Source organism: Bacillus cereus group sp. Bc031 (genome assembly GCF_027716265.1).
Taxonomy (GTDB): Bacteria; Bacillota; Bacilli; order Bacillales; family Bacillaceae_G; genus Bacillus_A; species Bacillus_A paranthracis.
On sequence record NZ_JAQFUL010000059.1, the window covers coordinates 1 to 24,863 of the forward strand.

The window sequence follows — 24,863 nt, forward strand, 5'->3', positions numbered from 1 at the left end:
ACATTACGTGTTTTTTAGTTTGTTTGAACGAAAGTTCATTTTGTTTTCGTTCTTAAGTTGATGGGCATGGGGTGTCTACAGTATTGACGGAATATTGATTTTTATTCACAAGAGATTATATTCTGAAATTTGGATTATGATAGTCGATATTCTCCATATTGACCAGAAAAGAACTAAAAGTTCTAGTGAAATTCCGAGGGTTCTTTTCTTAGTTTTTTGAGATTCTTTTATCAAATAGCCAACAGCACTAATTGCTATAAGAATGAAAAGAATAAGTTCGAGTGTAACTGGCATTCTATCTACTCCTAAAAATAAGTTTGTATATAACAATTATAAGATATTTTAATGGTTGGTAGTAAAAAATTCAACAAAATAATCCTTTGAATAGAAAGCGAGGTTAAAAGAATGGAAGGTAACGTAAAGCTATTAGGTGCAGACGGAATGTGTGGAATGGAGTTTACAGGGGATAAGGTTAATGTTTATAACGACGCAGGATACGTGATGGAGAGTATGACAACAAGGGAGCATGTGCAGGAAGTTATTGATTTCCTTGAAGAGTGCAAAGAACAAATGGAGGCGTAACATGATTAAATTCACAGTACTTGGAGAACCAGTAGCTCAAGGTAGACCGAGAGCAGGTATTCGTAACGGAAAGATTAATATGAGAGATCCAATGAAATCAAGAAACTTTAAGCAATATGTTGGCTTAGTAGCTTCACAGTATGCACCGGAGAAATTATTGGAAGGGCCGTTACAACTCGAGGTGAAGGTGTACAAGCCTTCTCTCAAGTCCTTCTCTAAAAAGAAAGCATTGGCAGCAGAAGAAGGGGTGCTGAGACCTACAACAAAGCCAGATGTTGATAATTACGTAAAAGGCGTAAAGGATGCGCTCAATAAGGTCATATGGCATGATGACAGCCAGGTAGTGGATCTAAAGGTGAGTAAATGGTATTCAGAGAAGCCGCGTGTTGAAGTAATTATAAAGGAGCTGAACGGATGACAAAAACCAAAATTTATGTGTGGGACCGTATTGAGGGTAACGATAGAGTTATAGATGTGTATTTTTCTAGACCAGCTAAGTTTAGTTATATCGATTGGATTTAATGGATAGTGGAACCATGCAGAGTAGATTGGTGGGGGCTACTTTACTAAGCATGTTTCCCTTATTCAACAAAGAGATAGTAAAATTTCACGTACCTAATGTGAATGTAAAAAAACAAATTCAGAAATAGGGGGATTCCTTCATGGAGAGACAATTAACATTATTACCGGCTATCGATGATAAGAAAGTACAAAAGGAAGTAGTAAGTATTTTAAAAGAATATAGAGCGCTTAAGATGCGGTTTAGTAATGAAGTGGAGCAAGAAGGAATCAGTTTATTCCCTGAATTACGTGATTCAAGGGTAACGAGTAGGATGAAGGTACAACAAATTGAAAAAGCGTTGAATAACATTCTGGATGAAGACGAAAGAAACATTATTACTATGAAGTTCTTAGATAATAAGCCAGTTAAAGATTCATTCGTACAAAACGAATTGATGATGAAAAACTCATATTTTTACGAGAAGAAGAAAAGTGCAATTAAACTGATCGCTACTACATTAGGAATAATTTGAAAATGGCAGAGAAAACGCAGAGAAATAGCATATTTTTTGGGGAGTTTTTGCAAATGGGAAAAACGATAAATTATATGTACAAGCTCTTTGACAACCGCATATCGAAGAGGATTAGTACACCTATCAGTGAAACGTTCTTATGCGAGAATGTCACGGTAACGTATACCGCATAGTAGGGCGGGCAAGGCGGTAAGAACCCGCGTTAAGACGAAAAGACCAATGAATAATTATAATGACATATTCCAGTGTGACGGGTGTGAGATAACTCGCATTCGTCATGCTGTTTCTACTTCTCATTGAGTGTATAAACGTACCGCCTTTCGTTTGTAGACTCATAGGTAGTAAAAACACATCTGTCATGTGATTTCTTGATTTCAATGTTAAAACTGGATCTTTTTACAAATTGGGATACTGGCTGTTAGATTAATTGAACTTAAAGTTATAAAAGAAGTTTCAATTGATTTATAAGGAGTTGCTCACGACAATTACTAATGTAAGTCAAGGTTCTTCTTTTAAACAACAAAATGAGCAGAGAGCTTCCGCTCTTTGTTTGAACTAACATAGTGGAGCCTCCTCTCCATCCCCTTGAAAATATGTTAGTTCAAACAAGGCGTCGGAAGAAACACATACGTCTTGATATAAATTAAAAACCCTTTATAAGAGAGTCCCTAGCTCTCTTTGAACCGATGACAGCTCTTACGCATGGAGCGCCTACTGAACGTCGTCGGTTGAAAGAGGTTATGGAATTCTTGCTCTTCTCCCAGTCACCGAACACAGGGCGTGTAGCCATACTAGTTGATGCGGTGGCTTGGAGAAGGATAAGAATTAGTTTTTATCCTTAAATGAATCTTTATTTCGAAATTCCCCTTTCGTGAATGAGATTCCTCCCATCCCCTTTAATATTTTTATAGTAGTAAAAAAAGCCGTTACTAAATTGTGGCGGCTCTTTTTTGTTATAATTGGATAAAGGTGGTGGAAGAATATGGGGTACTTTAAAAATTCAATGATTAATGACTATGATAGAGATCCGCAGAAATATTGTCCTGAATGTAATAAGCAAATCAGCGATAATGATGCGAGTGAATTTAAAGGGAAATGTAAAGTGTGTTTTGAAAAAGCGAAATTACATAAATAAGTGAAGAGCATCCATAACGGGTGCTTTTTCTTTGTTATATAGAAATTACACATTAAACGTGAAGTTGGACAGGATGGACAATTGGTTAGGAGGATGATGATGGAAGTAAAAACGATAACAACTATTACTTATGATCTAACAGATAACATAGAACAAACGACGTTTATGGAATGCAAAAATACGTTATTGAATTCTGGTTTTAAATTATTAGACGTGAGCAAACCAGCATTAGGTAATGAAATAGAAGTTACTTTTAAAATGGTAAGCAGCGAATGATTAAACCAATATCAATTATCGTAGGCGCTGCCGTGATCTGGGTGGCGTCTTGTTTGTTGTTAAGGAAAGATAACAAAACAAACGAACACAACGAACGAAAATAGAGGGTGAAGAATCTTGAACTCAAATGTTACGTTTTCTATGCAAATGAATGGTGAAAGCAAAGATGCTACGGCTTATGTTAGTGGAATAGCGAATATAGCCGTATTTTTGTTAGCTAACGTAGATAGACATATAGTCGATAAGTTGTTAGATCAAGTTGGCCCAGAAGAGAAAATGTTTATCGAAGCTACTTTAGCAGGATTAAAACATCATTCTCAATAAGCACACTGTCTCAAAAACATTTGATTATGATACATAATCAAGATTAACGAAATATCAATGTTTAAAATGTATCAAAACTATGTATCAAAAACAATTGAATTCGAGACAGGGAATTGATACAATTAACCTATCAAACATAAAGGGTGATGGGGAATGATATTTGGTTATGCGAGGGTATCAACCAAAAAGCAAAGTTTGGATATGCAATTAGATGAGTTGAAACGATACGGTTGTGAGGAAATCATAACTGAAAAAGAAAGTGGTGCGAAGAAGGATAGAAAAGAACTTCATCTGCTTCTTAGTAAACTTCGAAAGGACGATACTTTAGTTGTTTATAAACTCGATCGTTTAGGAAGAACAATGCATCAGCTTGTTAATTTGCTTCAAGAGTTCAATGAAAAAGGTATTCACTTCGTTTCTATTAAAGATGGAATTGATACATCTACAACAATGGGACGATTCCTATTCCATATATTTGGCGCAATGGCTGAAATGGAACGCGAAGTAATAAATGAGCGCGTTATTAGTGGTGTAGCTGCTGCTAAGGCAAGAGGAAGAGAAGGTGGAAGAAAGAAAGCCCATACCTCTCAACAAATCCAAGGTATGATGGAAATGCTTGCTTCTGGTAAAACGAAAGTTGAAGTATGTGAGATGTTCGATGTAGCTCGTGCAACCCTGTATAGGTATATAAAAGAACATGATTCTAAGCAATTGGTTTTAAATACTGAGGAGGGTGAAAATGAATAGTAGAGAGGAATTCGAACAGAATCGTACGTACTACTTAAAAGTTTTACCTAAAGAGTGTGCAAATTGTGGAGAAACAAATGATTTAGATATACACCATATAGTTCCATTAGTAAAAGGTGGAACAAATCGAATTAGCAATTTGGTTATGTTATGCCTTGAATGCCATGGGAAAATACATGGCGTTAATAGGGTTAAGCATAAGGAATTGCAAAGGATGGGAATCGAAAAGGCAAAAGAACGCGGTGTATATAAAGGAAAACCGAAGAAATACACGGAGACAAATGAAAGTATGAAACAAGCTTTGGAATTATTTAAAGATCGTAAGAATAACGGTTATACCGTAAAGAAGATATGTAATGAAACTGGAGTTAGTCGTACTGTTTTATACGAAATAGCAAAAGTAAAGGGAATAGTTTAATTTACTTTAAAGTAGCGCATCCGCTACTTTTTTAGTTTATAAAGAAAAAAGCCCTATCCGGGGCTAGATACTTTTCTTCATACCGCATTTACGGCATTCTCTTATATAGATGAAGTTTTTAACGGAACTTTTGAATGCGGTATTTCCGCAATTATCACAGCGACCGCTGATTTTATCAGGATATTCTGTGTAAGAGTATATCTTGCTTAGATCATATTTTTGTTCATGTTCTTTATTTTCCATTAGTCTCACCTACATATCAATCTGAATTAATACAGCTTTATCATAATAACATGAAGCGTTCATATAATGGATGTTTTTATTTGACAAAGAGAACCTGCAAACCTGCAGATTCTCCTGATAATGATTTATGGAGCAAGACCCGAAAATATAATACAATGATTCAAAAATGAATTCAAGTAATTAAAAAGAACCCGCTGGAGTTCGGGTCCTTTTCATAAGTGATGATGTATTCTCGGCTTGGGAACTGAGAAAAACACAAAAATATAATACATCGAGTTTTTGAGAATTTCAAGACTAAATTAGGGATTACCGCGAGGTGGTGAATATGGCTAGGCAACGAAGTCCAGATCGTGAAACAGACAATTTGTTACCATATTTAAAAGTTTACAAAAAATAACTATTTCTTTCAGATTACAAGAAGGTTTTACAAAAAAATACATAGAAGTATAAATATATGGTAATGAAATGAGTCGAATTTTCATCATGACGGATATCCAGAATATGTTCATTTCAATTTACATGAAATACACATAGAGGAGAGCGATTATGAAAAAGAAAATTGGTACAGCAGTTGTAAGTTTATCTGTTTTAGGATTTGGAATTTTTGGTGTTACTTATGGAAATGGCGGAGGAATTGTTAAAGCTGACTCTGTAGGAGATCATGGAGGAGCGCCAGTATATGCACATGGAAATCATGGAGGAGCACCGTCCTATACTCATGGGCATACGGGAGCACCAGTTTATGGATATGGAGACTATCCAACACCTTCTTTTAATGGAGGAGATACCCCGGCGCCTAAGTTAGAATCACATGGAGACCATGGAGGATCACCATCTTATACTCATGGAGAGGGATGGTCTCCAAGTTATGCACATGGGCATACAGGAGGGGCGCCTGCTTACAATAAGGGAGATACATGGTCTCCGAGTTTCGCACATGGAAATACAGGAGCACCATCTTATACTCATGGACATTACCCTGCACCAAAGTTAGAATCACATGGAGATTATGGAGGATCACCTGCTAACACAGAGCCTGGTGGAGGGATTTAACTAATTCTAATATGAAAGTTGTAAGTTTATATAGAAGAAAAAAGACTTTGTAATTTACAAGGTCTTTTTTCTTTGTAAAAAACTTATTCGAAGGGAGAAATGAACAAGTTTCTTCCTATTAACATAGAGGGTGGTGGGTGATATGAAGTGAAACAAAAACACGAGTTAGCTCAAGAAGATTACATGCAAGGTATGAAGTATAAGGAACTGGCTGAGAAATATGATGTCAGTGTAAATACCGTAAAGTCATGGAAGACCAGATATAAATGGGATAGAAAAAGTGTGCATACAAAAGAGGAAAAAGTGCGCACACAAAAGAAAACAGGTGCACCCATTGGTAATAAGAACGCAGTGGGTAATTCGGGTAACAAGAACCCTAAGTATGGTAATAAGAATGCTGTAGGGCATGGTCCACCAAAAGGTAACCATAACGCTATGACGCATGGGTTATTTAGGAAGATAATCCCGAGTGACGATCCACGTGCAATGGAATTGCTGGATGAAATACAAAACCATACTGAATTAGATATGCTATTCCATTCTATTCAACTGCAATACTTCAACATCCTTAATTCACAACGTATTATGCATGTTCGTACTCAAAATGATATGTCAAAAGAGATGATTAGCGAATCACTGAATGGAGACGCGTATACAGTGCAGTTTGCATGGGATAAACAAGCTAATTTACTTACGGCTTATTCTCGCGCTATGACAACGTTGTCTTCTATGATTGAGAGGTTCGATAAGTTAGCAAATGTTGATGATGAGAGACGATTGAAGTTAGAGCAGATGAAAGCTAACATTGAAAAAACAAAAGCCGATACAGCTCGTATTAAAGGTGAAGATGGTGATGAGTACGAAGACGACGGTTTCAAAGAGGCGCTAGAAGGTAAGGTAGAGGAAGTGTGGGATGACCATGACGACGATTCCAAAGCGTAAAAAGAAACCTGCTCCATTCAAGTTTAAGCCATTCTCCAAGAAGCAGATGAAGGTATTAACTTGGTGGAAGCCAAACAGTCCCGTTAAAAATTATGATGGGATTATTTGTGATGGTTCCATTCGTGCTGGCAAGACAGTATCGATGGCTCTTTCTTACGTTATGTGGGCAATGGAATCATTCGAAGGTGAGAACTTCGGTATGTGTGGTAAAACGATTGGTTCGCACCGTCGTAACGTTATAACGCCACTTAAAAAGATGCTGAAATCTCGTGGTTATAAGGTTAAAGATCATCGCAGTGAGAATATGCTTACCATTACTAAAGATGGCGTAACGAACTTTTTTTATATCTTTGGTGGTAAAGACGAAGCGTCGCAGGATCTTATCCAAGGTATCACTTTAGCGGGATGCTTCTTTGATGAAGTAGTGCTTATGGTTCGGTCATTCGTTAACCAAGCGACTGGTCGTTGTTCTGTAGAAGGTTCAAAAGTTTGGTTTAACTGTAACCCTGGTGGGCCGTATCATTGGTTTAAAACCGAATGGCTAGATAAGGCGAAAGAAAAGAACTTACTACACATTCGCTTTACGATGGATGATAACTTATCTTTGTCTGAAAAGGTAAAGCAGCGTTATTACAAGATGTATAGCGGCGTTTTCTTCAAACGATATATTTTAGGGCTGTGGGCAGCTGCTTCCGGTCTTATATTCGATATGTTCGATGAGGATAAACACAAAGTTCCTACAATCGAAAGGGAATACGTTGAATATTTTGTTTCCTGTGACTACGGTACGCAGAACGCTATGGTATATGGTTTGTGGGGTAAATGCATCGAAAAAGGTAAAGAAGTATGGTACAAGGTGAAAGAGTACCGTTATAGCGGTAGAGAAACAGAAAAGCAGAAAACAGACCAGGAATACTACGAGGATTTTGAAAAATTCGTAGGAGATTTGCCAATCCGTGGCACTGTAGTTGACCCGTCCGCTGCTTCATTTATAGCTTTATTAGTTAGAAATAAACGAAAAGTATATAAGGCCCGAAATAATGTTAAAGAGGGTATTGGTAATGTCGGTGTTGCGCTTAACACGGGCATTATTTATTTTAACGACTGCTGCAATGAAACATTTAAAGAGTTCGCTTCTTATATATGGGATGAGAAATCTGTAGAACGTGGTGAAGATAAGCCACTGAAAGAAAATGATCACCATATGGACGAAACAAGATACTTTGTTAATACCGTTATTTACGGATTACGTAAAAAGAAGAAAAAGAAAAGAGGTGAAGCAGCTTAATGACAAATAAAAGGAAAGTTAGTGCGAAAGTAATTAAGGCGGCAGGAACAAATACTCAAGTATTGTCACGACAGCAGGAGAGCGAAGATGAAAAGTATGCCATTAACGATATTATCGAACCACCTTATAGAATAGAAGATCTGCAGCAGATTAGAGAAAATAGTACAATTCTTGGTCAATGTATTGATGCATACAAGCGGAATATAGCTGGATTTGGTCATGAAATGAAGTATAAACAACAGGACGACAAGGAAACTCCTGAAATGAAGACAGAGTGGTCGCTAGTTGATACAGAAATCATACCTTTATTTAGTTTCGACAAGCCATTCAAAGAGATTCTTGAAACTGCTATTGATGATAAAGAGACGACTGGCAATGGATATATAGAAGTTATTCGTAATTTAGAGGGGAAACCTGCTGAATTAATAAATATGTTACCGCAGTACATGCGAGTGACACGTAAGGATAACAAACCTCAAGATGTAACGTACTTGGTGAACGGAAAAGAAATTAAACGTAAGAAGATATTCCGTCGCTATGTACAACGAGTCGGAGCAGTAGACACTTACTTTAAAGAGTTCGGTGATCCACGGTTCTTAAATAAAGAGACTGGTGAGTTTTCCGAAGTTTCGTTAGGGGAGAAAAACGCTACTGAAGTTATCCATTTGAAGATTGGTAATGGACCGTACGGCATTCCACGTTGGGTATCGCATGTCGTTCACATGGTTGGTGCAAGGAAAGCGGAAGAGTTAAATCTCCGTTATTTCAAACAAGGGCGTCATATTCCAATGGCTATTCTATTGAAGAATGGCATTTTATCAGAAGAAAGCGAAGCAGCACTTACCGATTATGTTTCAAATGTTGAAGGTGAAGATAATCAATATAAATATTTAGTATTGCAAGCGGAAAGTGATGAGGAAGGTATAGTTGGAGAAGCACGGCCAAACATCGATATCGAGTTGAAATCATTAGCAGATATCCTGCAAAAAGACGCTCTATTTCTTGAGTATGACGAGAAGTCACGCCAGAAGGTACAAACAGCATTCCGATTACCCGATGTGTATGTAGGGTATATTCGTGACTTTAACAGAGCGACTGCTGAATCTGTACGAGAGATTACAGAGGAACAGGTATTTGAACCGGAGCGAAGTGCTTTGGAATATATCATTAATAATGTACTGCTTCTCCCATACGGATTAAAACATGTATATGTGAACCTACGTAAGTCAGAAATTAGTAATACGGAAGATATGGTTAAAACCATTGAGGTACTTGCTGATAAGGGTGGATTAACATTCCAAGATGTACGTAATATCGCTGGTAATATGCTAAATAAAGAGTTCTCAGATTATGATATTCCTGAAATGAATGAGCCAGTTGCTTTAGTTTTAGAAAGACATCGTAAGGTAGGCGGTTGGCAAAAAGGTCTAGGAGAAACGTTGCAAAAGTCAGCAGATAGCAATGCAAATGAGGATTTAGTCAATGTAATGAAAGACTTACGTGACTTATTGGAGTCGATGCAAAATGCAGAAGATTGATAAGTTACTGGATTCATTGAATGAGTGGATTGAAAAGGCTGATACTGATGATTTCCCCTCTTCATTACCTGCCGATCTAGAAGTACTGGACATGTTACCAGGATACGTTGAGGAATTTGAAAAAGAAATTGCTAAACTGCTTCGGAAGCAGAAGAAGTATTTTATCGATGGAATTAAGAACTATACGAAAAAGGATGCTATCGAAAAGGGAATCAAGATAAAGGATATTATCGATTTTGTCACTGGTAGCCTATTTGGAGCAGATACTTTTGCAAAAAGCTTAAGCAAAGCAGCGAGGAAGTTTCTTAATTACACGATGAAGGACATGACAAAAGCTTTCATGGATGCAATTGACCCGGATATTCAGTTTAATATCTTCTCAAAACGTACTACAAAGTGGATTGATAGTTGGTCGGATGAATTAGGTAAGATCATGAAAGTCAACTCTCACAAAGCTGTAGAACGCGTGTTAAATGAAGGATTAGAAAAGGGTAAAGGTATTCGTGAGATTGCAAGAGAGCTTGCGAAACTTCCGGAATTTGACCGTAAAAGAGCGAAGACCACAGCGCAGACAGAAGTACTCGCTGCATGCTCTGCTTCTCAATTTGAATCCTATCGTCAATCCCCTGCGGTTACAGGTAAAAAGTGGCGTCATAGCGGTGCAAAGAATAACCAACCTCGTGATAATCACGTGGCGTATGACGGTACAACGGTGCCGGTAGAGGAAGAGTTTGAGCTACCTGGATCTGGTGAAAGATGTATGTTTCCGCGTGATAGCTCCTTATCTGCTAAAGAAAGAGTACGTTGCAAATGCGTTATGTCTCCTGCAGTAGATAACAACATATTAGGACTATCTGAAGAAGAGAAGCAGAAGATTAGGGAAGAAACATTGAAGGAGTTGAGCAAGAAATGAAGACTTCTAAAATTAAGCTGATTCATATTTGAAAGGAGGTGAACAAATGCCAAGAAAACTAAAAAATGTAGATGTTAGCTTTGTTTCAATAGTAGATAAAGCCGCAAACAAAAAGAAGTTCTTCTTAACGAAAAGTGAGCAAGAACCAACATTCGAAAAAGAAGTTAGAATCATCAAAGGTGAAGACGAGGAACAGAAGTTGGTTTATGGGATCGTATATTCTCCTGGCAGTGCAGATGACCCAAACACTCATGACGCACATGGGGATTTCATGACTGCGGAAGAAATAGAAAAATCCGCTCATAATTTCATTGCCAAGTATCGTAACATCGACGCTCAACATGATTTTAACGCAGGAGCAGGTGAAGTAGTAGAGAGTTACGTTGCTCCTGTTGATATGGAAATAAACGGTGAAACAATCACTAAAGGTACATGGATACTAGTGACAAAAGCCACAGATGAAATATGGAAAGACATTAAAGATGGTAAAATGACAGGTTATTCTTTAGCGGGAGTCGCTGAAACAGAAGTGATTGAGGAAGAAGTAATGAAAACTGAAGAGAAACAATTTAAGTCCTTCTTCCAATTGATGAAGGGCTTTTTTAGTGGAGAAAACGTTCAAAAAGGCGAGGTTAGGGATAAATTTAACCAGAACAAACATCGTCGGGACGTTAATGCATCTTTCTCTGCATTAGAAGATACTTTCTATCAATCGTTATGGAATGCTCCTACCGCCGATGCTATCGACTTAGATCGTATTGAAACAGCTGCACTTGAATTTGTTGAAATTATCAATGAGTTGAAGGGAACAGAAGCAGTTGTAAAGGCATGGGAAAACAAACCTGTTATCTCTCTTGCTGAAGAAGTAGAAAAAGCAGGAAAGAAAATTAGTAATACAAATATGGCTGATATAGATGCAGCTATTGAATCATTAACAAATCTAAAAACACGCGTCACACCGTCACCGGAAGGCGCAGGAAGTGAGGAAAGCAATATGGAGTTTAACCAAGAACAATTTGAAAAGACATTAACTTCAGCAGTAGAAAAGGCTCTAGGGCCAATCAAGGAAGAATTAGCTTCTGTTAAGAAACATCTTAATCTTGATGAGGAAAAAACAGAAGAGGATATCAAGGTAGAGAAAGCTGTAGAAGCTGCTACTGCTCCACTACGTGAAGAAATTGAAGCGTTAAAGAAATCTCAGGGTATTAGTAATCAGCAAGATACTGATGTTGTTGAGAAAGCAGAAGTTAAAAAATCTGTATGGAATGGCTTACTGTAAGCCTGAAGGAGGAAAATATATATGACACTTAATAACAAAACAATCATTGAAAAAGCGGATGTTACTCTTGCCACATTAGCTAGTGGTGGTTTAATGAACCCTGAGCAAGCTGATACATTTTTACGTATGGTGCAAAATGCCCCTACGATTTTAAAAGACTCTCGATTTGTTCAAATGGCTTCAGACACACGTAAAATTGAAAAAATCGGTTTTGGTTCTCGTATTCTACGTCCAGGCGTAGAAGGAACACCATTAAAAGATTCTGATCGTTCTGCTCCAACAACTAGTACAGTTACATTAAATGCAAAAGAAGTAATCGCTGAAGTGCATATTACTTATGACACGTTAGAAAATAATATTGAAGGTAATAACTTACAAAATACGATTATGCAGATGATTGCAGAGCGCGCAGCATTAGATATCGAAGAATTAATTATTAATGGTGACAAATCTTCTGCTGATACGTATCTAACATTACTAGATGGATTACGTAAACAAGCGACTTCACATGTAATTGATCATGCCGCTGGTGCATTCTCTAAAGATGTATTTAAGAAAGCTTATAAAGCTGTTCCTGCGAAATACCTTCGTAATCCTAAAGATTGGAAGTTCTATACTTCACATGGATTAGAAGTTGAATGGAAAGACCAAGTTGCAGCACGACAAACAAACCTTGGTGACTTCTCACTCCAAGGCGGTTTAGCTTCAGCGTACGGTGTTCCTGTAGATGGTATTGCTATGTTACAACCATACACTGATGAAACAAATACTGTATCTGACATTCTATTAACTCATCCTAAAAATATTGTAGTTGGTATGAGCCGAAATATCCGAATTGAAGTAGATAAAGATATCCGTTCTCGTAAGTTCATTATTGTTTTAACTGCTAAAGTGGATGCTAAATTTGAAGAGGAAGATGCAGTAGCGAAAGTTATCAAAGTTAAGGAGTGATGACTTTTGAATTACTATGCTAAATTAATAGTTGGTAAAACATATGACGTCCATGAACGTCTTTTTTTATTGGACCAAGAAGAAAAGGTTACAAAGAAAACCTATGATTATCTAAATGGTAATGGACAATTTGTAATTCGAAAAGAAGGTAGCAAATCTAAAGGAGAGGAGTGATAAGTATGCCACTTATTACTGCTCAAGAATTGATTGATTACACTGTACTACCTGAAGTGAAGAAGCGTCCTGTTCCTCTATTGGAGCAGGACATACTTGAGGCAGAAACAGAAATTAATAATATTCCTAACATAGCTAATTTCGCTGATAAAACGAAATTCCCGGTAATTCCTGAAGTGGTAAAGCTAGCTTGTAAGAAGTTAGCACAGTATTATGCGTATACAAACGCTGATACGACTACAATGAAGGGGATTAAGTCCGAAAGTGTTGGTGGTGGAGATTATTCTTATACGAAGGATAGCTCAAGTATCATCAAACCTGAAGTGCTTAATTTATTAAAGGGATTTATACCTAATGCAGGTAAAAAGAAAGTCACATTCAAAATGAGGTCCATCTAATGTCGTTGCAAGGAATGATGGTTCACGAGTATGATATTTACCATTTGCAGAAGGAAACAAAGCCAGGTAAGTATGGACAACCAGGAGAAGAAGTGTACTCATACAAGGAGACTCCTGATATAGCAGAACAAAGCTGCTACTTTATAGAAAGTACAACCACTTCTATACAATCAATTCCAAACCAAGTAAACAACCAAGAAATCAGAGTGTTGTTTATGTCGGATGCTGATGTTAAGCATAATGACAAAGTAATCAAAAAAGATACGAATGTCACTTACTATATACGTAACCCTTTTCCAGTAACAAATCCACGTACTGATGAGGTTACACATATAAAAGCCATAGCGGAGAGGAAGAGTGAGCCATGGCTAACCAAATAACGACTAGAGGTTTCCGCGAGTTCAGCGCTAAGCTGAATCGCATGGCAAATGGATTAGATCAGAATGTTGCCTTATGGCTTGAAGCTAGCGGATTTCAATTTCTAGAAGAGGTTCACAATCAAATCATTTCATTAGCAGTTGTTGATACTAGACGACTGCTTAATTCGTTTGATAAGGGTGGAGACGGGAATATCTGGCGTTCTTCTGATGGCGGTTTAGTATTAGAAGTGGGAACGAATGTAGAATATGCGAAACTTCAAAATGATGGGTGGCAGCAGGTAAGACGATTTGTTCCTGGTAGATGGGAAGGACATAATTTCGAATATGATCCGCATGCACCAACTGGAATGATGCTGACTGCTAAATTCATAGAAGGTCGTCCTTATTGGGATAATGCAATTGCTATTTATGAGCGCATGTTCCAAACTGCATTTGACCGGAAGTTCCGTCAGTGGGTGAATGGAGGTTAGGCTATGTACGCACAAATACATGGTTCTATGAAAGCTTTTGTTTTTGATAATTTACCAAAAGGAACATTTGTTTATCATGACCAGGTGCCGGAAGAGATAAGAATACCTTCTGTTTATTTCCCGCACTTATCAACGAATGATTTGAAAAATACAAAGGACCATTTCACCTTACTGTACACCATGACAGTGAGGTTTTTTAATGCAACCACAAAAGAAGCCATGGAGCTTGCTGATAAGATTGCAAATAAGATTAGGCGCAGCGGTTACACATTGAATCTTCGGAATGAGGATGGAAGTGAATCGACTGATGATGTCTATTTTCTCAGGGTGACTACTGCTCCGGTTGTAGTCGGTTCTGCTCAATTAACAATGATTTTTGAATACCAACAAACTTATTCGAATTAAGGAGTGTGAAAATATATGGCTGAAACACCTACAGTTAAAAACAAAATGTATCGTGGTGATGAGTATATCATTGCTGCCATGATTAAAGACCCAACAGATCCATTAAAGAAAACGTTAGTCCGTCCATTTGACCAAAATGAAGAATCTCACAGTATTGAAGCTGATGAGATTGAAGCAGAGTCAAAGGATAGAACGATTAATGACTACGGTAAGGTGTCTGAGACTCGCTCATTCGGTTGTACATTATCAGAGGGAGACCCGTTCTACCCTGCTGCAAAAGCTGCAATTCGAAATAAAGAGTATATTGAAATTTATGAGATTAATAAACGTACAAAAGAAGCAGAAATCGGCATGTATATGCTAACTTCTTTCGAAAGATCGTCATCTACTGGCGAATTCGTTTCTTACTCAGTAGAGACAAAATTATCGGGTGCAACTCGTACAGAGACATTAACTGAAATCCCTAAGGGAGCAGGAGAATAAAGGGCGGTTTATACCGCTCTTTTTAAATTTGAAAATTAGACCCAATAAAAAGGAGATTGATATATATGCGTTTTGAAATTAACGGAAAAGAACACGAATTAAAACTTACTTACGGATCCATTAGTGAATTGAATAAAAAGTATCCTGGTGGAGCACAAGAGGTTGTCGGTGCATGTATTCAAGGTAACTTGGAAATGTTTGAGGATGCTATTTACTTCGGACTAATGCATACAGATGAAGGGATCACTCGTGAAAAAGTGGTTGAGGAAATTACAAATAAATTCGAGCAGGAAAAAATTTCACAGCAATACATTGAGGACGTATTGAATGAGGTTATTGCAGATAATTTTTTCTACAGAGCGAAGACGAAGCAGCTAAAAGCGAAAATGAAGAAACAATTAGTAGCGAAGAATCCAGAACTGAAGGAAATGGCGGACGAAATGTTTGGAACGGACGAAGAACAAGAGATTTCACTCGAGAAGAAATAGACAAAGTTCAGCAGGATGGGTTCAGATACTTAGGTAAATCTGCACCTGAAGTAATGAACCTATCTCCTCGTGAATTTCAGAACATGATGATTGGACAAAGAGAAAAGCAACTGGATGAACTACAAGCATTTAGTATGTTTGCACTTATGATGCGTACCGCTTATCACTACGACACAAAAAAGACGTTAAAAGCAAAAGACCTATTCGATCGTTCGAAAGTGGTTACAGAGGAAGAAGTCAAAAAAGTTATCGAGGAAAAAGCGAAAAAAGCAGAAGAAAATATGGAGTTCCTACAAAAATTCAACTTCGGTTGATTGAAAGGTAGGTGAGATTTTGGCGAAACAAGAAGAATTAGTAGTCCAATTTAGGGCTGAAACAGATCAGATACGAAGAGAAATGGCTGCTATGCAAAGTCAATTGAATGATTTTGTGAGAACAACAAACCGTGCATCTCATGAGTATCGAAATAGTCTCGAAAACATGGGGAATTCGACTAGTGAGTATAGTCAAAGGTTAAGGCAGCTTAAAGCAGAACAGCGAGAAGCGATGAGGCCTCATATTGAAGAGTTAAAACGGACGAAATTAGCCTATCTTGATGCGGCAATGGGAATGGCTACATATTCCGGAAGTGCTCATGATTTAATTTCGCAAATTAATGAGATTGGTAAAGCTGAAAAAGCGGCTAATGATGCTATGATGGCAAACAACGTAATGGCGCAAGCATCCATACTTCAAACAATCGGTATGATGAACAACATGTCTACTACGTCAAGTAAACTAAAAGCCAACTTACAGCAAATGGGTAATCCATTATATAACCTTTCTAGAGGAACATTAGCAGCAACAAATGCAATGGAACGATTGGCGAATAGAAGTTCTGCAGCACAATTAGCATTAGAATTCCTTGGTCCTAATGCTAATATGAAACAGTTAAATGATCAGATTCGTATTATCAACCAATCCATAATGGGAATGGGACAAGCATTCTTGGTAGTAGGGGTAGGGGCTGTTATGTTCTATGGGAAATTACATGCAGCTAATATGGAAATGAATCCTAAGTATGCAGAATCCTACAAAAACATGATAGAGGCCCTAACTGATGCTTTAAAACCGATGCGCGATGCATTTGCTGCTCTCATGATACCAATTTATAACACCGTCACCGCGATGGCGAAAATGGTTACGGCATTTAATGAGGCACACCCTGCATTAGCAAGATTTATACAGGGGACCATGATGCTTGTTCCAGCCTTAACACTCCTATTGCTACCCTTAGGGGCGGGAATGGGATTACTCAAAGGTTATAGAGCTGCATTTGCTGCTTTATGGATGATTATTAAGCCGGCTGTATTAGTTTTAGCTATGGCAAGCCCTGTAGCCTGGGCAGTAGCGGCAGCTATCACGGGATTAGCAGTTGGTTTTGCTTATGCATATAAACATGTTGAGCCATTTAGAAATGCGATTCAAAATACTTTGAAGGTGCTCGAAGGTTTTTGGAAGGTCTTAACTGGCAAGAAAGATGCTGGTGAAGAGCTTATGCGAGCGGCTGGATTATCCGATAATACAATCGCTAAAATTTCAGGGGCAGTCGGGAAACTACATTTTGCATTAAATGGCACGAAATTGTTATTCCAGGCTTTTTGGCAAGAACTGAAGAGTCGAGGAAGTGCTGATAAAGATTTATTACATGCTGCTGGGTTATCCGATGGAGCTATAAATGCATTTACTGGTGCTGGCGCAAAAATCGGTCATAATTTAAATGCCATCAAGATGCTAATTGGTGCATTTGGTCAAGAGTTAAAGAAACAAGGTAGCGCAGATCAGGACTTATTAAGGGCTGCTGGTATATCGGATAGTGCCATAAATGCTTTTACAAGCGCAGGAGCAAAGTTGAATCACGGTTTAAATTCTATAAAATTATTACTCAAGGCATTCGGCCAGGAAGTGAAAGCAGGTGGTACTGCTGACATTGACTTACTAGTTGCAGCGGGTATCCCGGTAGGGGCGATCGAAAAGGTTGTCTCTTTTGGTCGTGCAATAAATAGTGCGCTAAATGTAGTGAAAGCAATTATAAAAGGTTTCGCTGCTTCACTTGCAGGTAATAGTGATGGTGGAATGCAAATCATGCAAGCTATTGGGTTAAACGAAACCTTAATAGCAATGATTGTCGGATTTGGTGAGAAGATACGTGCAGCTCTAGAAAACATTAAACAAGCGATTATTAGCGCATTTCAAGGAAACTTTGCGCCTTTAATCGATATATTCGCCAAATTAATCCCAACACTGATTGGCATAATAGTAGGCGGTGTACCTGGACTCGTAATTGGTATTACGATGATGTTTTCACATTTATCTAATGCTATAGGTGTGGGTGGAGAAGTAATGGTACAAAAATTCGGTGAAATCGTAACTACCGCATTAACTGCCTTTACTAATTTCATATCTACACAACTTCCTATGATAGTAGAAAAGGGTGTTCAGATATTAGTTAGTCTGATTCAGGGGATCACACAAGCTCTTCCGCAACTCGTCTTGGCTTATACACAAATTATGACAACGTTCGTGACCGGAATTTTAACTCTGCTCCCTCAAATTATCACCGTTGGAATTTCATTGATAACAACGCTTATTTCTGCAATCGTTCAGGCCCTACCTCAGCTGATTGATACAGGATTAACGATTTTGAATACTTTGATCCAGGGGATTACTCAGGTTTTACCGATGCTTTTGGAATGCGGCATTCAAATCATAACAACGCTTATTTCTGCCATTGTTCCATTAATACCACAGCTGATTGATTCAGGTATTCAAATTGTACTAGCGATTATTAACGGGATTATTCAAATTTTACCTCAGTTAATTGAAGCGGGAATTCAAATACTTGAGTCGTTAGTCAATTCTGTTGTTCAAAATTTACCTTTGGTAATTGATGCTGGTATTCAAATTTTGAATTCACTAATCACAGGGATTATGCAGGTTTTACCTTTAATCATAGATACAGTGATGCAAATTATATCGAAATTTATAGATATAGTATCTCAAAATTTACCGCGCATTCTTGATTCGGGCATGCAAATATTAACGAAATTAATTGAGGGTATTTTAAAAGTGTTACCTCAAGTAATTAATGCAGTCATGAAAATAATTGAAAAGTTCGTTCAAGTTGTTGTGCAAAACCTTCCTAAAATAATAGATTCAGGGATGCAAATTTTGATGAAATTAGTAGACGGGATTTTAAAAATGCTCCCTAAACTAATAGAAGCTGTTATAAAAATTATTGATAAATTTACGCAGGTAGTAATTCAAAATCTCCCTAGAATTTTAGAGTCGGGAATTCAGATGCTAATAAAACTGGTAGAGGGAATTATTAAAATGCTCCCTCAAATTGTGGACGCGGTCGTAAAAATAATAATTAAATTCGTGGAAACTGTATCTCAAAATTTACCGAAAATAATTGAAGCTGGTATTCAAATACTACTCCAGTTAATTGTTGGAATACTAAAGGTTATCCCTCAATTAGTAGTTGCGGCCATCACGATTATAGGTAAGTTGGTGGAAGTATTTATTTCAAATTTACCTAAATTACTTGAAGTAGGTGCAAAATTAATTGTTGCATTAGCTAAAGGTCTTATTAGTGTAATTGGCGAGGTAATTAGCGGAGCGGCTAAAATCGGCGAGAGTATAATTAATACCCTTCGTAAAGTAGATCTAGTTGCTATTGGTAAACATATTATTCAAGGGTTAATAAATGGGATTAAGTCAATGGCTTCAGCTGCTTGGGATGCAGCTGGGAGTATCGCATCTGGAATTGCTAAAACTGTAAGTAGCGTAATGCAAGTAAAGTCCCCATCAAGAGTAATGAGAGATATTGGTAATTACATTGGTGAGGGTTTAGTGTGGGGCATCAATCAAATGGAGAATCCTGCTATGAGAGCTGCAAAAGCTATGGCTAGTGCAGTAAAGGATAGCTTTAGTGTGCTAAACGATAACATCCAATTAGGAGACGTTGTAGGTGGTAAATTAGCTGCTGATGTTCCTAATATTTCTACAGGTTATACGGCACCTAACACTTTATCACGAGCAAGTGCAAGGTCTACATTTGGACAAGGACAGTTGATCAAAAATACTTCCACAAATAATACGAATAGCCAAGTTATTCAACAGAACACGGTTAACATTGAAATGCCTAAAGATTCAACTGCTGCTGAAGCACGTAGAGAACAACGACGAGCAAGCAGAAACTTAATGTTAGGAAGGGGGCTGACTACGTAGTGGAACGATTGATATTTACAAACTCACGTGGAGACACTGTTCACATTGGTGGCGGTCAGTCTCCTTTTTTATTGAGTTTAGTCGGTGGTCTTGGTGATGTACAGACGGAAATACGAACACAAAACAACTCATTTACTGATGGTTCTAATTATATCGACTCTGTATTTGAAGAAAGAGAAATCCCTGTTTCATTTGTTATTGAGGGTTCTGAGTATAGTGAGGTGTCAAAACGTAGAATCGAATTGACTAAGTGCTTAAATCCGAAGTTTGGACAGGGAGTATTAACTTATATAAACGATTACATCACAGTTAGTATTCATGCAGTATGTGAGACATTACCTCTTTATCCTGATGGTACAGAAAATCGCGGGAGAAGGTTTCAAAAAGGTGAGGTTAACTTCATTTGTCATGATCCATTATTCTTTACAGAAAGAAAACGGGATGATTTAGGGGCATGGATAGAAACGTTCGAATTCGCTTTTGAAATTCCTAATGATACAGGGATGCAGTTCGGATATAAAGATCCACAGTCAATCGTGAACATAATAAATGATGGCCATGTAGATACAGGGATGGAAATTGAAATTAAAGCATCTGGATCAGTAAAGAATCCTTCTGTCCTTAATGTGAATACAGGTGAGTATATTAAAATACTTAAAACAATGGTTGCTGGTGAAGTGATTACGATTAATACAAATCGTGGTGTAAAAACAGTAACTAGCAGCATTGAAGGAAAAATAGCACGTAAATTAGATTTAAACAGTACGTTCTTCCAGTTAAATGTAGGTGGAAATTTACTAAAACATGATGCTGAAGAGAAATTCAATATGATGGAAATGAGTGTATATCACACTCCTAAATTGTTGGGGGTGTAATGATGGAATTATATGTGTTCAATATGGACTTTGAATTTCAAGGAGTGATAGATATCTATCGCTCTTTTTCTTTTGAAAGAAGTTACTACAGTATCGGTAAGATGCTGCTGGTACTAGACTTCACACAAGACGCGTTAGAGCTTCTGCAAGACGAATTTATTATTGTGAAGCGAGAAGATATAAACAAGCCGTGTGAAGCGGCTATTATTACGAACCGTACTATTGAAACAATTGGGAACCAAGTTGTATTTAAAGTTGGTGGCTTTTCGTTAAATTGGTTCTTATATAGAAGATTTGTGTGGGGGCAGCAAAGATATAGCGGTGATATTGATCATGTACTGAAGCAGTTTGTCATTAAGAATGCTATTAGTCCCGATAATGTAAACCGTGTTATTCCAGGACTTGCAGTTTCGTCGAATAAAGCATTTGGTACAACTGAAGAAGTATCTACAGGGAAGCAGTTATCTAATTTATTTGAAGAGATAGGAATGAAACATGAGGTTGGTTGGTGTGTCCTGTTTGATTTAAAAAACAAAAAGTTCGTATTTGATGTATATCAAGGGTTAGATTTAACACCTGATCAGGCAGAGAACGAACCTGTTGTTTTTTCTGTTCAAAATGAAAATTTAACGTCTCAATCTTATCTGCACAGTATAGATGATTTCGCGAATATGGCTTTGGTTGCAGGTGCGGGAGAAGGTCCTGCACGTAAAACGGAGGTTATAAATGACGAAATTGCAGGGTGGAAGCGAAGAGAATTATTTGTGGATGCTCGTGATATTTCAGATGAGGATGCAGATGGAACTGTTATACCTGATGTTACTTATAAAAAACTATTAGTATCTCGTGGTAATAGTAAATTAGTTGAATCCAAGGTTGTAGAAACACTTGATAGTGAAATCTATCATAACTCTCAATACGTTTATAAAAGAGATTACGACTTAGGAGATAAGGTTCTGATAGAAAGCGAGTGGGGTGTCCATTTGAAAACGAGAATTACAAAAGTAGCTGAAATATATGAAAATGGAATGCTCACAATTCAACCGGAATTCGGTACGAATATTCCTGATTTGAAAAATTTAATGATGGGAGGTAGATAAAGTGGAGAAATTTAGCTTTTTTAACAGTATAAATGGTGATAGAAGATACAAAGCAGAAGATTGGGCTAATTATTTCAATAAATTTATTACGAATGGATACTTCCCAAACATAGCGAGTAACTTGCAGGTAATAGCGAGTGGCACAAACATGAAGGTCACTTTACGCGCTGGCGCTGCATGGATAAATGGTTATATGTATCAGAATACTATGGACTTTGATTTAACCATTCAAACAGCAGATGCGGTTAATTCACGAAAAGATCGTGTGGTATTACGGTTAGACCATGAAAAACGAGAGATTAAAGCATATGTGAAGAAAGGTACTCCATCAAGTTCACCAGTAGCACCTGTTTTACAACGTGATGCAGATGCATACGAACTAGCGGTTGCAGAAGTTCTTGTACGAAATGGTGTAGTCGTTATCACGCAAGAAGCAGTAACAGATGTGCGCTTAAATAAAGATTTATGTGGTGTTGTTAATTCCCTATTACAAGCTGACACAACAATGATCTTTAATCAATACTGGGATTGGTTTGTGCGAACAAAGCAGAAGTATGATGAAGACAATACAACGATTATGTCCGACTTCCGTAAGTTTATGGAGGATGAAAAGAAACGGTATAACACTGAATTTACGACGTGGTTCCAGAACTTAAAGAATATCCTTGATACAAACACAGCAGGTAATTTACTCAATGAAATCAATAAGATAAATGATAAATGGAATGCTACATTAGTTGAATTGGACAAGAAGTCACAGGCGGTACAACACGGATTAAACGTAATAAATGCGCCGATATCTTCACCTCTCAATATTGAAATTCAAGGGCGTACTTTGGCGAACGTATTAGGAAAAGATGGTGCAGTACCACAAACAAATAAGGTGTTTTCAGTGGAAACGGCTAAATACTACCTCATTATAAACAGTTCAGGTGCACAGGTTACTGTAGATAATACAGCTCAGAATACACCGTATAAATTTACAGGAAAAGCTTCTGTATCACTAACATGGACTGTTGGTATGGTTGCACTATACGAAGTAGACCAAGCAACATACAACAAGATTAATATTGATCCAGAGTTCAGTTCTCAAAAATTAATAAGTAAATTCCCATATATGGAAGGTGTACAACATTTAAATCCAGCCCTGAATATTGCAGGAACCAATCCATCGTACGTATATACAAACATCTTAATCGCAGGGCAAAACGGTGTAAATGATGTTTTGTATCAAGAAGATGGGCAGTGGAAAGTACTTCGGAAGTGGTTGATCGACAAGAGTACTAAAACCATTACACTACTTCCACAATCTTTTGTAGAAACGGTACAAGTCGAAGGTGATCTTGCAGTAAGTGGTACAACTCAGGTTACTGTTGGTAGTGGCGTAGTGGTAAGAGAGAAGGTATCTATAGCAGAAACCTCATCAAATTTTTGGATAAATGTAGAAACTTTGCCAGTGTCTAAATTGAAAAACAAGGCCTTAAAAATATTGAAAATATACAAAAATGGTGTAGATAACACTTCTGATTGGTTGATTAGACCTACAGGAAGCAACGTTGCTTTCGGTAATGAGTATGCAAGTATGTCTAAAACAGATAGGCCTACTTTTGATTCAACAGCCGAATACACAGTAACATACTCCATCTTGGATAAGCATCTTTACACAACAAACGTAATCGATACAAAGGTGATGTATAACCAATCATTAGCATCCACAGTACGAGAAGTTGTTGAAAAACAAACTGATAATTCTACGTTACTATTCGTTGTACAAGCTAAAGTAAGTGAGTTAACAACAAAAACAAAGGAGTATGGCTTACGGTTAACGCCACGCCGTTCCAACAAAGATGAGAATGATATCTTTACAGTCACAGAATACAAAATGGCTAATGGCACTGTTAGAAAGCGTTCAGTATTATCTAACCCAAATGCATACGGCAGCTATTTAACAAGGACTGAAACGGAGTATTTAGAAAATGGCGCGGTGCAAAAGGTAACTTTGCTCGATTTGATTTACGATGCAGACGGCAACTTTATAGATGAGGTGGAGCGTACATGAATGTTCTAGCAGATCATGGAATTATAGGCGGTAATGCGAATCCACTGTATAAGAAATCGTACTTTAATAAAATGGGTACGATTATTTTAGATGCAACAAGAATCCCTAAACCTGAAAATGTGGTATACCTTGGTGATGATAAGATACTTGTGGTTGCAGAAGATAAAACGAGCTTTGTTTATAGTTTGAAAGGGTTCGCAAAGTCCACACCGACAGGTAACATAACTAATCTTCCAAGTGAAATCACAACATTTTCGAGATTACTCGAATTAGGTGATTACTTTGGAGTATGTACACAAACTACAATCATTATTTACAGTAAGGCAACGCAGAGTAAAGTGAAAGAATTACCTTATAGCAGTACAGGAACAATAAGCGATGTCTTCTATGTAGATAAAGATATTTCGCTGTTAATCGTTGCAAGAGCTTCTAGTGCAGAGTGCTTTCATTTTAATAAAACTACATTAAGTATAACGAATAAGGTGACTTTCAACTCGCGTTTTCCTGTGAGTTTACAAGGAAAAGGTGCAGGGGCATTTGTAGAAAATGATTTTCTGTATTGCTTCGACTATGATTACACAGCAATCCTTATATTTAACTGGAAAGATGGAAAATTAGTTCAATCAAAATCGCTCCCGTTCACTGGGAGTCAATCGTATTATGGATTTGGTAGAGTCGGAAATAGAGATGTTGCTGTTATCTGGTCCGATTTAGGAAATGAGACAACAAAATACTTTAGTATTTACAATAAAACAACACTTACACTGGATCCCGCGCAGGGAATTGTATATGTGAGGGCTTATAGTGACACTGCTATTTTGAAACAAGAAAAATTACGGAATTTTATAGTTTGTGATCGTAGATTTGTTGAGATACACAAACCTAAAAAAATACCACAATATGCCGTGAATTACTCAATGAGCGAGGACAATACTGCAATCGGTAATATGATGACGTTCGACAATGATAAATACGCATACGCAGTTAATTCAGGCACTAGAGAGATTACTATATATCGACTTGTAAGAGAATAGGA

The 24,863-nt window shown here is 37.4% G+C and carries 30 protein-coding genes; 28 read left to right on the plus strand and 2 right to left on the minus strand.

The genetic code is table 11. The annotated features are described in order from the left end of the window. Positions 1 to 105: 105 nt before the first annotated feature. Positions 106 to 294 carry a hypothetical protein gene (locus tag PDQ33_RS20105; protein ID WP_001145517.1) on the minus strand — a complete coding sequence of 63 codons (189 nt, stop codon included), beginning with the start codon at positions 292 to 294 and terminating at the stop codon, positions 106 to 108. A gap of 111 nt (positions 295 to 405) precedes the next feature. Between PDQ33_RS20105 and PDQ33_RS20110 the strand changes: the two genes are divergently transcribed. The 8 genes from PDQ33_RS20110 (at position 406) to PDQ33_RS20145 (ending at position 4,516) form a co-directional block, all read left to right on the plus strand. Further along, positions 406 to 582, plus strand: a complete 177-nt coding sequence (locus PDQ33_RS20110) for a hypothetical protein (protein WP_000398979.1) — start codon at positions 406 to 408, stop codon at positions 580 to 582. 1 nt (position 583) lies between these two features. Continuing rightward, a complete protein-coding gene (locus PDQ33_RS20115; protein WP_000589500.1) occupies positions 584 to 1,000 on the plus strand; it encodes a RusA family crossover junction endodeoxyribonuclease in 417 nt (138 codons plus the stop codon). 244 nt (positions 1,001 to 1,244) lie between these two features. Beyond that, a complete protein-coding gene (locus PDQ33_RS20120; RefSeq protein WP_000441077.1) occupies positions 1,245 to 1,616 on the plus strand; it encodes an ArpU family phage packaging/lysis transcriptional regulator in 372 nt (123 codons plus the stop codon). Between the two features lie 982 nt (positions 1,617 to 2,598). After that, the gene (locus tag PDQ33_RS20125; protein ID WP_002009340.1) at positions 2,599 to 2,751 is read left to right on the plus strand and encodes a hypothetical protein; all 153 of its coding nucleotides are present in this window, start codon (positions 2,599 to 2,601) and stop codon (positions 2,749 to 2,751) included. 99 nt (positions 2,752 to 2,850) lie between these two features. Further along, a complete protein-coding gene (locus tag PDQ33_RS20130) occupies positions 2,851 to 3,027 on the plus strand; it encodes a hypothetical protein (RefSeq protein ID WP_000453326.1) in 177 nt (58 codons plus the stop codon). Positions 3,028 to 3,168: 141 nt separating this feature from the next. Next, a complete protein-coding gene (locus tag PDQ33_RS20135) occupies positions 3,169 to 3,351 on the plus strand; it encodes a hypothetical protein (protein ID WP_002009342.1) in 183 nt (60 codons plus the stop codon). A 153-nt stretch (positions 3,352 to 3,504) separates the two neighbouring features. Beyond that, positions 3,505 to 4,098, plus strand: a complete 594-nt coding sequence (locus tag PDQ33_RS20140; RefSeq protein WP_000576171.1) for a recombinase family protein — start codon at positions 3,505 to 3,507, stop codon at positions 4,096 to 4,098. After that, positions 4,091 to 4,516: an HNH endonuclease gene (locus tag PDQ33_RS20145; protein ID WP_001088449.1), complete on the plus strand. Its 426-nt coding sequence runs from the start codon at positions 4,091 to 4,093 to the stop codon at positions 4,514 to 4,516. Before PDQ33_RS20140 ends, PDQ33_RS20145 begins: the two co-directional genes overlap by 8 nt. A gap of 63 nt (positions 4,517 to 4,579) precedes the next feature. Here the strand turns inward: PDQ33_RS20145 and PDQ33_RS20150 are convergent, their stop codons facing one another. Further along, positions 4,580 to 4,759, minus strand: a complete 180-nt coding sequence (locus tag PDQ33_RS20150; protein ID WP_079998506.1) for a hypothetical protein — start codon at positions 4,757 to 4,759, stop codon at positions 4,580 to 4,582. 546 nt (positions 4,760 to 5,305) lie between these two features. Here PDQ33_RS20150 and PDQ33_RS20155 point away from each other — a divergent pair. The 20 genes from PDQ33_RS20155 to PDQ33_RS20250 all read left to right on the plus strand — a co-directional run bounded on the left by PDQ33_RS20155 (position 5,306) and on the right by PDQ33_RS20250 (position 24,861). After that, on the plus strand, positions 5,306 to 5,812 hold the full coding sequence (locus PDQ33_RS20155; RefSeq protein ID WP_000726812.1) for a hypothetical protein: 507 nt from the start codon (positions 5,306 to 5,308) through the stop codon (positions 5,810 to 5,812). 147 nt (positions 5,813 to 5,959) lie between these two features. Next, positions 5,960 to 6,754 carry a phage terminase small subunit gene (terS, locus tag PDQ33_RS20160; RefSeq protein WP_000810410.1) on the plus strand — a complete coding sequence of 265 codons (795 nt, stop codon included), beginning with the start codon at positions 5,960 to 5,962 and terminating at the stop codon, positions 6,752 to 6,754. Further along, the gene (locus PDQ33_RS20165) at positions 6,726 to 8,042 is read left to right on the plus strand and encodes a PBSX family phage terminase large subunit (protein WP_033662588.1); all 1,317 of its coding nucleotides are present in this window, start codon (positions 6,726 to 6,728) and stop codon (positions 8,040 to 8,042) included. The genes terS and PDQ33_RS20165 overlap by 29 nt, the downstream gene beginning before the upstream one ends. Next, on the plus strand, positions 8,042 to 9,580 hold the full coding sequence (locus PDQ33_RS20170; RefSeq protein ID WP_270756500.1) for a phage portal protein: 1,539 nt from the start codon (positions 8,042 to 8,044) through the stop codon (positions 9,578 to 9,580). Before PDQ33_RS20165 ends, PDQ33_RS20170 begins: the two co-directional genes overlap by 1 nt. After that, positions 9,567 to 10,493 (plus strand): phage minor head protein, encoded by a 927-nt coding sequence (locus PDQ33_RS20175; RefSeq protein ID WP_001169136.1) that lies wholly within the window; start codon positions 9,567 to 9,569, stop codon positions 10,491 to 10,493. Before PDQ33_RS20170 ends, PDQ33_RS20175 begins: the two co-directional genes overlap by 14 nt. Before the next feature lie 46 nt (positions 10,494 to 10,539). After that, positions 10,540 to 11,772 (plus strand): XkdF-like putative serine protease domain-containing protein, encoded by a 1,233-nt coding sequence (locus PDQ33_RS20180; RefSeq protein WP_001137519.1) that lies wholly within the window; start codon positions 10,540 to 10,542, stop codon positions 11,770 to 11,772. 21 nt (positions 11,773 to 11,793) lie between these two features. Next, positions 11,794 to 12,723, plus strand: coding sequence for a phage major capsid protein (locus PDQ33_RS20185; RefSeq protein WP_000174343.1), 930 nt, complete (start codon positions 11,794 to 11,796; stop codon positions 12,721 to 12,723). 6 nt (positions 12,724 to 12,729) lie between these two features. Beyond that, positions 12,730 to 12,897, plus strand: coding sequence for a YqbF domain-containing protein (locus tag PDQ33_RS20190; protein ID WP_001110330.1), 168 nt, complete (start codon positions 12,730 to 12,732; stop codon positions 12,895 to 12,897). 5 nt (positions 12,898 to 12,902) lie between these two features. Beyond that, the gene (gene yqbG / locus PDQ33_RS20195) at positions 12,903 to 13,295 is read left to right on the plus strand and encodes a protein YqbG (RefSeq protein WP_001128454.1); all 393 of its coding nucleotides are present in this window, start codon (positions 12,903 to 12,905) and stop codon (positions 13,293 to 13,295) included. After that, positions 13,295 to 13,675 carry a DUF3599 family protein gene (locus tag PDQ33_RS20200; RefSeq protein ID WP_000058079.1) on the plus strand — a complete coding sequence of 127 codons (381 nt, stop codon included), beginning with the start codon at positions 13,295 to 13,297 and terminating at the stop codon, positions 13,673 to 13,675. Before yqbG ends, PDQ33_RS20200 begins: the two co-directional genes overlap by 1 nt. Next, entirely contained in the window at positions 13,660 to 14,145 is a 486-nt protein-coding gene (locus PDQ33_RS20205) for an HK97 gp10 family phage protein (protein ID WP_000013225.1), read from the plus strand. Before PDQ33_RS20200 ends, PDQ33_RS20205 begins: the two co-directional genes overlap by 16 nt. Positions 14,146 to 14,148: 3 nt before the next feature. Beyond that, positions 14,149 to 14,550: a hypothetical protein gene (locus PDQ33_RS20210; RefSeq protein ID WP_000271259.1), complete on the plus strand. Its 402-nt coding sequence runs from the start codon at positions 14,149 to 14,151 to the stop codon at positions 14,548 to 14,550. 15 nt (positions 14,551 to 14,565) lie between these two features. Continuing rightward, positions 14,566 to 15,033 carry a phage major tail protein, TP901-1 family gene (locus tag PDQ33_RS20215; protein ID WP_000852368.1) on the plus strand — a complete coding sequence of 156 codons (468 nt, stop codon included), beginning with the start codon at positions 14,566 to 14,568 and terminating at the stop codon, positions 15,031 to 15,033. A 65-nt stretch (positions 15,034 to 15,098) separates the two neighbouring features. Beyond that, positions 15,099 to 15,521, plus strand: a complete 423-nt coding sequence (locus tag PDQ33_RS20220) for a tail assembly chaperone (RefSeq protein ID WP_001210047.1) — start codon at positions 15,099 to 15,101, stop codon at positions 15,519 to 15,521. Positions 15,522 to 15,574: 53 nt separating this feature from the next. After that, complete coding sequence (locus PDQ33_RS20225; protein WP_001054318.1) at positions 15,575 to 15,835, plus strand: hypothetical protein; 261 nt, start codon at positions 15,575 to 15,577, stop codon at positions 15,833 to 15,835. Between the two features lie 19 nt (positions 15,836 to 15,854). Continuing rightward, on the plus strand, positions 15,855 to 19,793 hold the full coding sequence (locus tag PDQ33_RS20230; RefSeq protein ID WP_270756499.1) for a tail length tape measure protein: 3,939 nt from the start codon (positions 15,855 to 15,857) through the stop codon (positions 19,791 to 19,793). After that, entirely contained in the window at positions 19,793 to 20,668 is an 876-nt protein-coding gene (locus tag PDQ33_RS20235; RefSeq protein WP_000440287.1) for a phage tail family protein, read from the plus strand. The genes PDQ33_RS20230 and PDQ33_RS20235 overlap by 1 nt, the downstream gene beginning before the upstream one ends. 2 nt (positions 20,669 to 20,670) lie before the next feature. After that, on the plus strand, positions 20,671 to 21,768 hold the full coding sequence (locus PDQ33_RS20240; protein WP_000424938.1) for a siphovirus ReqiPepy6 Gp37-like family protein: 1,098 nt from the start codon (positions 20,671 to 20,673) through the stop codon (positions 21,766 to 21,768). Position 21,769: 1 nt separating this feature from the next. After that, positions 21,770 to 23,827 carry a hypothetical protein gene (locus PDQ33_RS20245; RefSeq protein WP_270756498.1) on the plus strand — a complete coding sequence of 686 codons (2,058 nt, stop codon included), beginning with the start codon at positions 21,770 to 21,772 and terminating at the stop codon, positions 23,825 to 23,827. Further along, positions 23,824 to 24,861 carry a hypothetical protein gene (locus PDQ33_RS20250; protein ID WP_001101468.1) on the plus strand — a complete coding sequence of 346 codons (1,038 nt, stop codon included), beginning with the start codon at positions 23,824 to 23,826 and terminating at the stop codon, positions 24,859 to 24,861. Before PDQ33_RS20245 ends, PDQ33_RS20250 begins: the two co-directional genes overlap by 4 nt. Positions 24,862 to 24,863 lie beyond the last annotated feature (2 nt).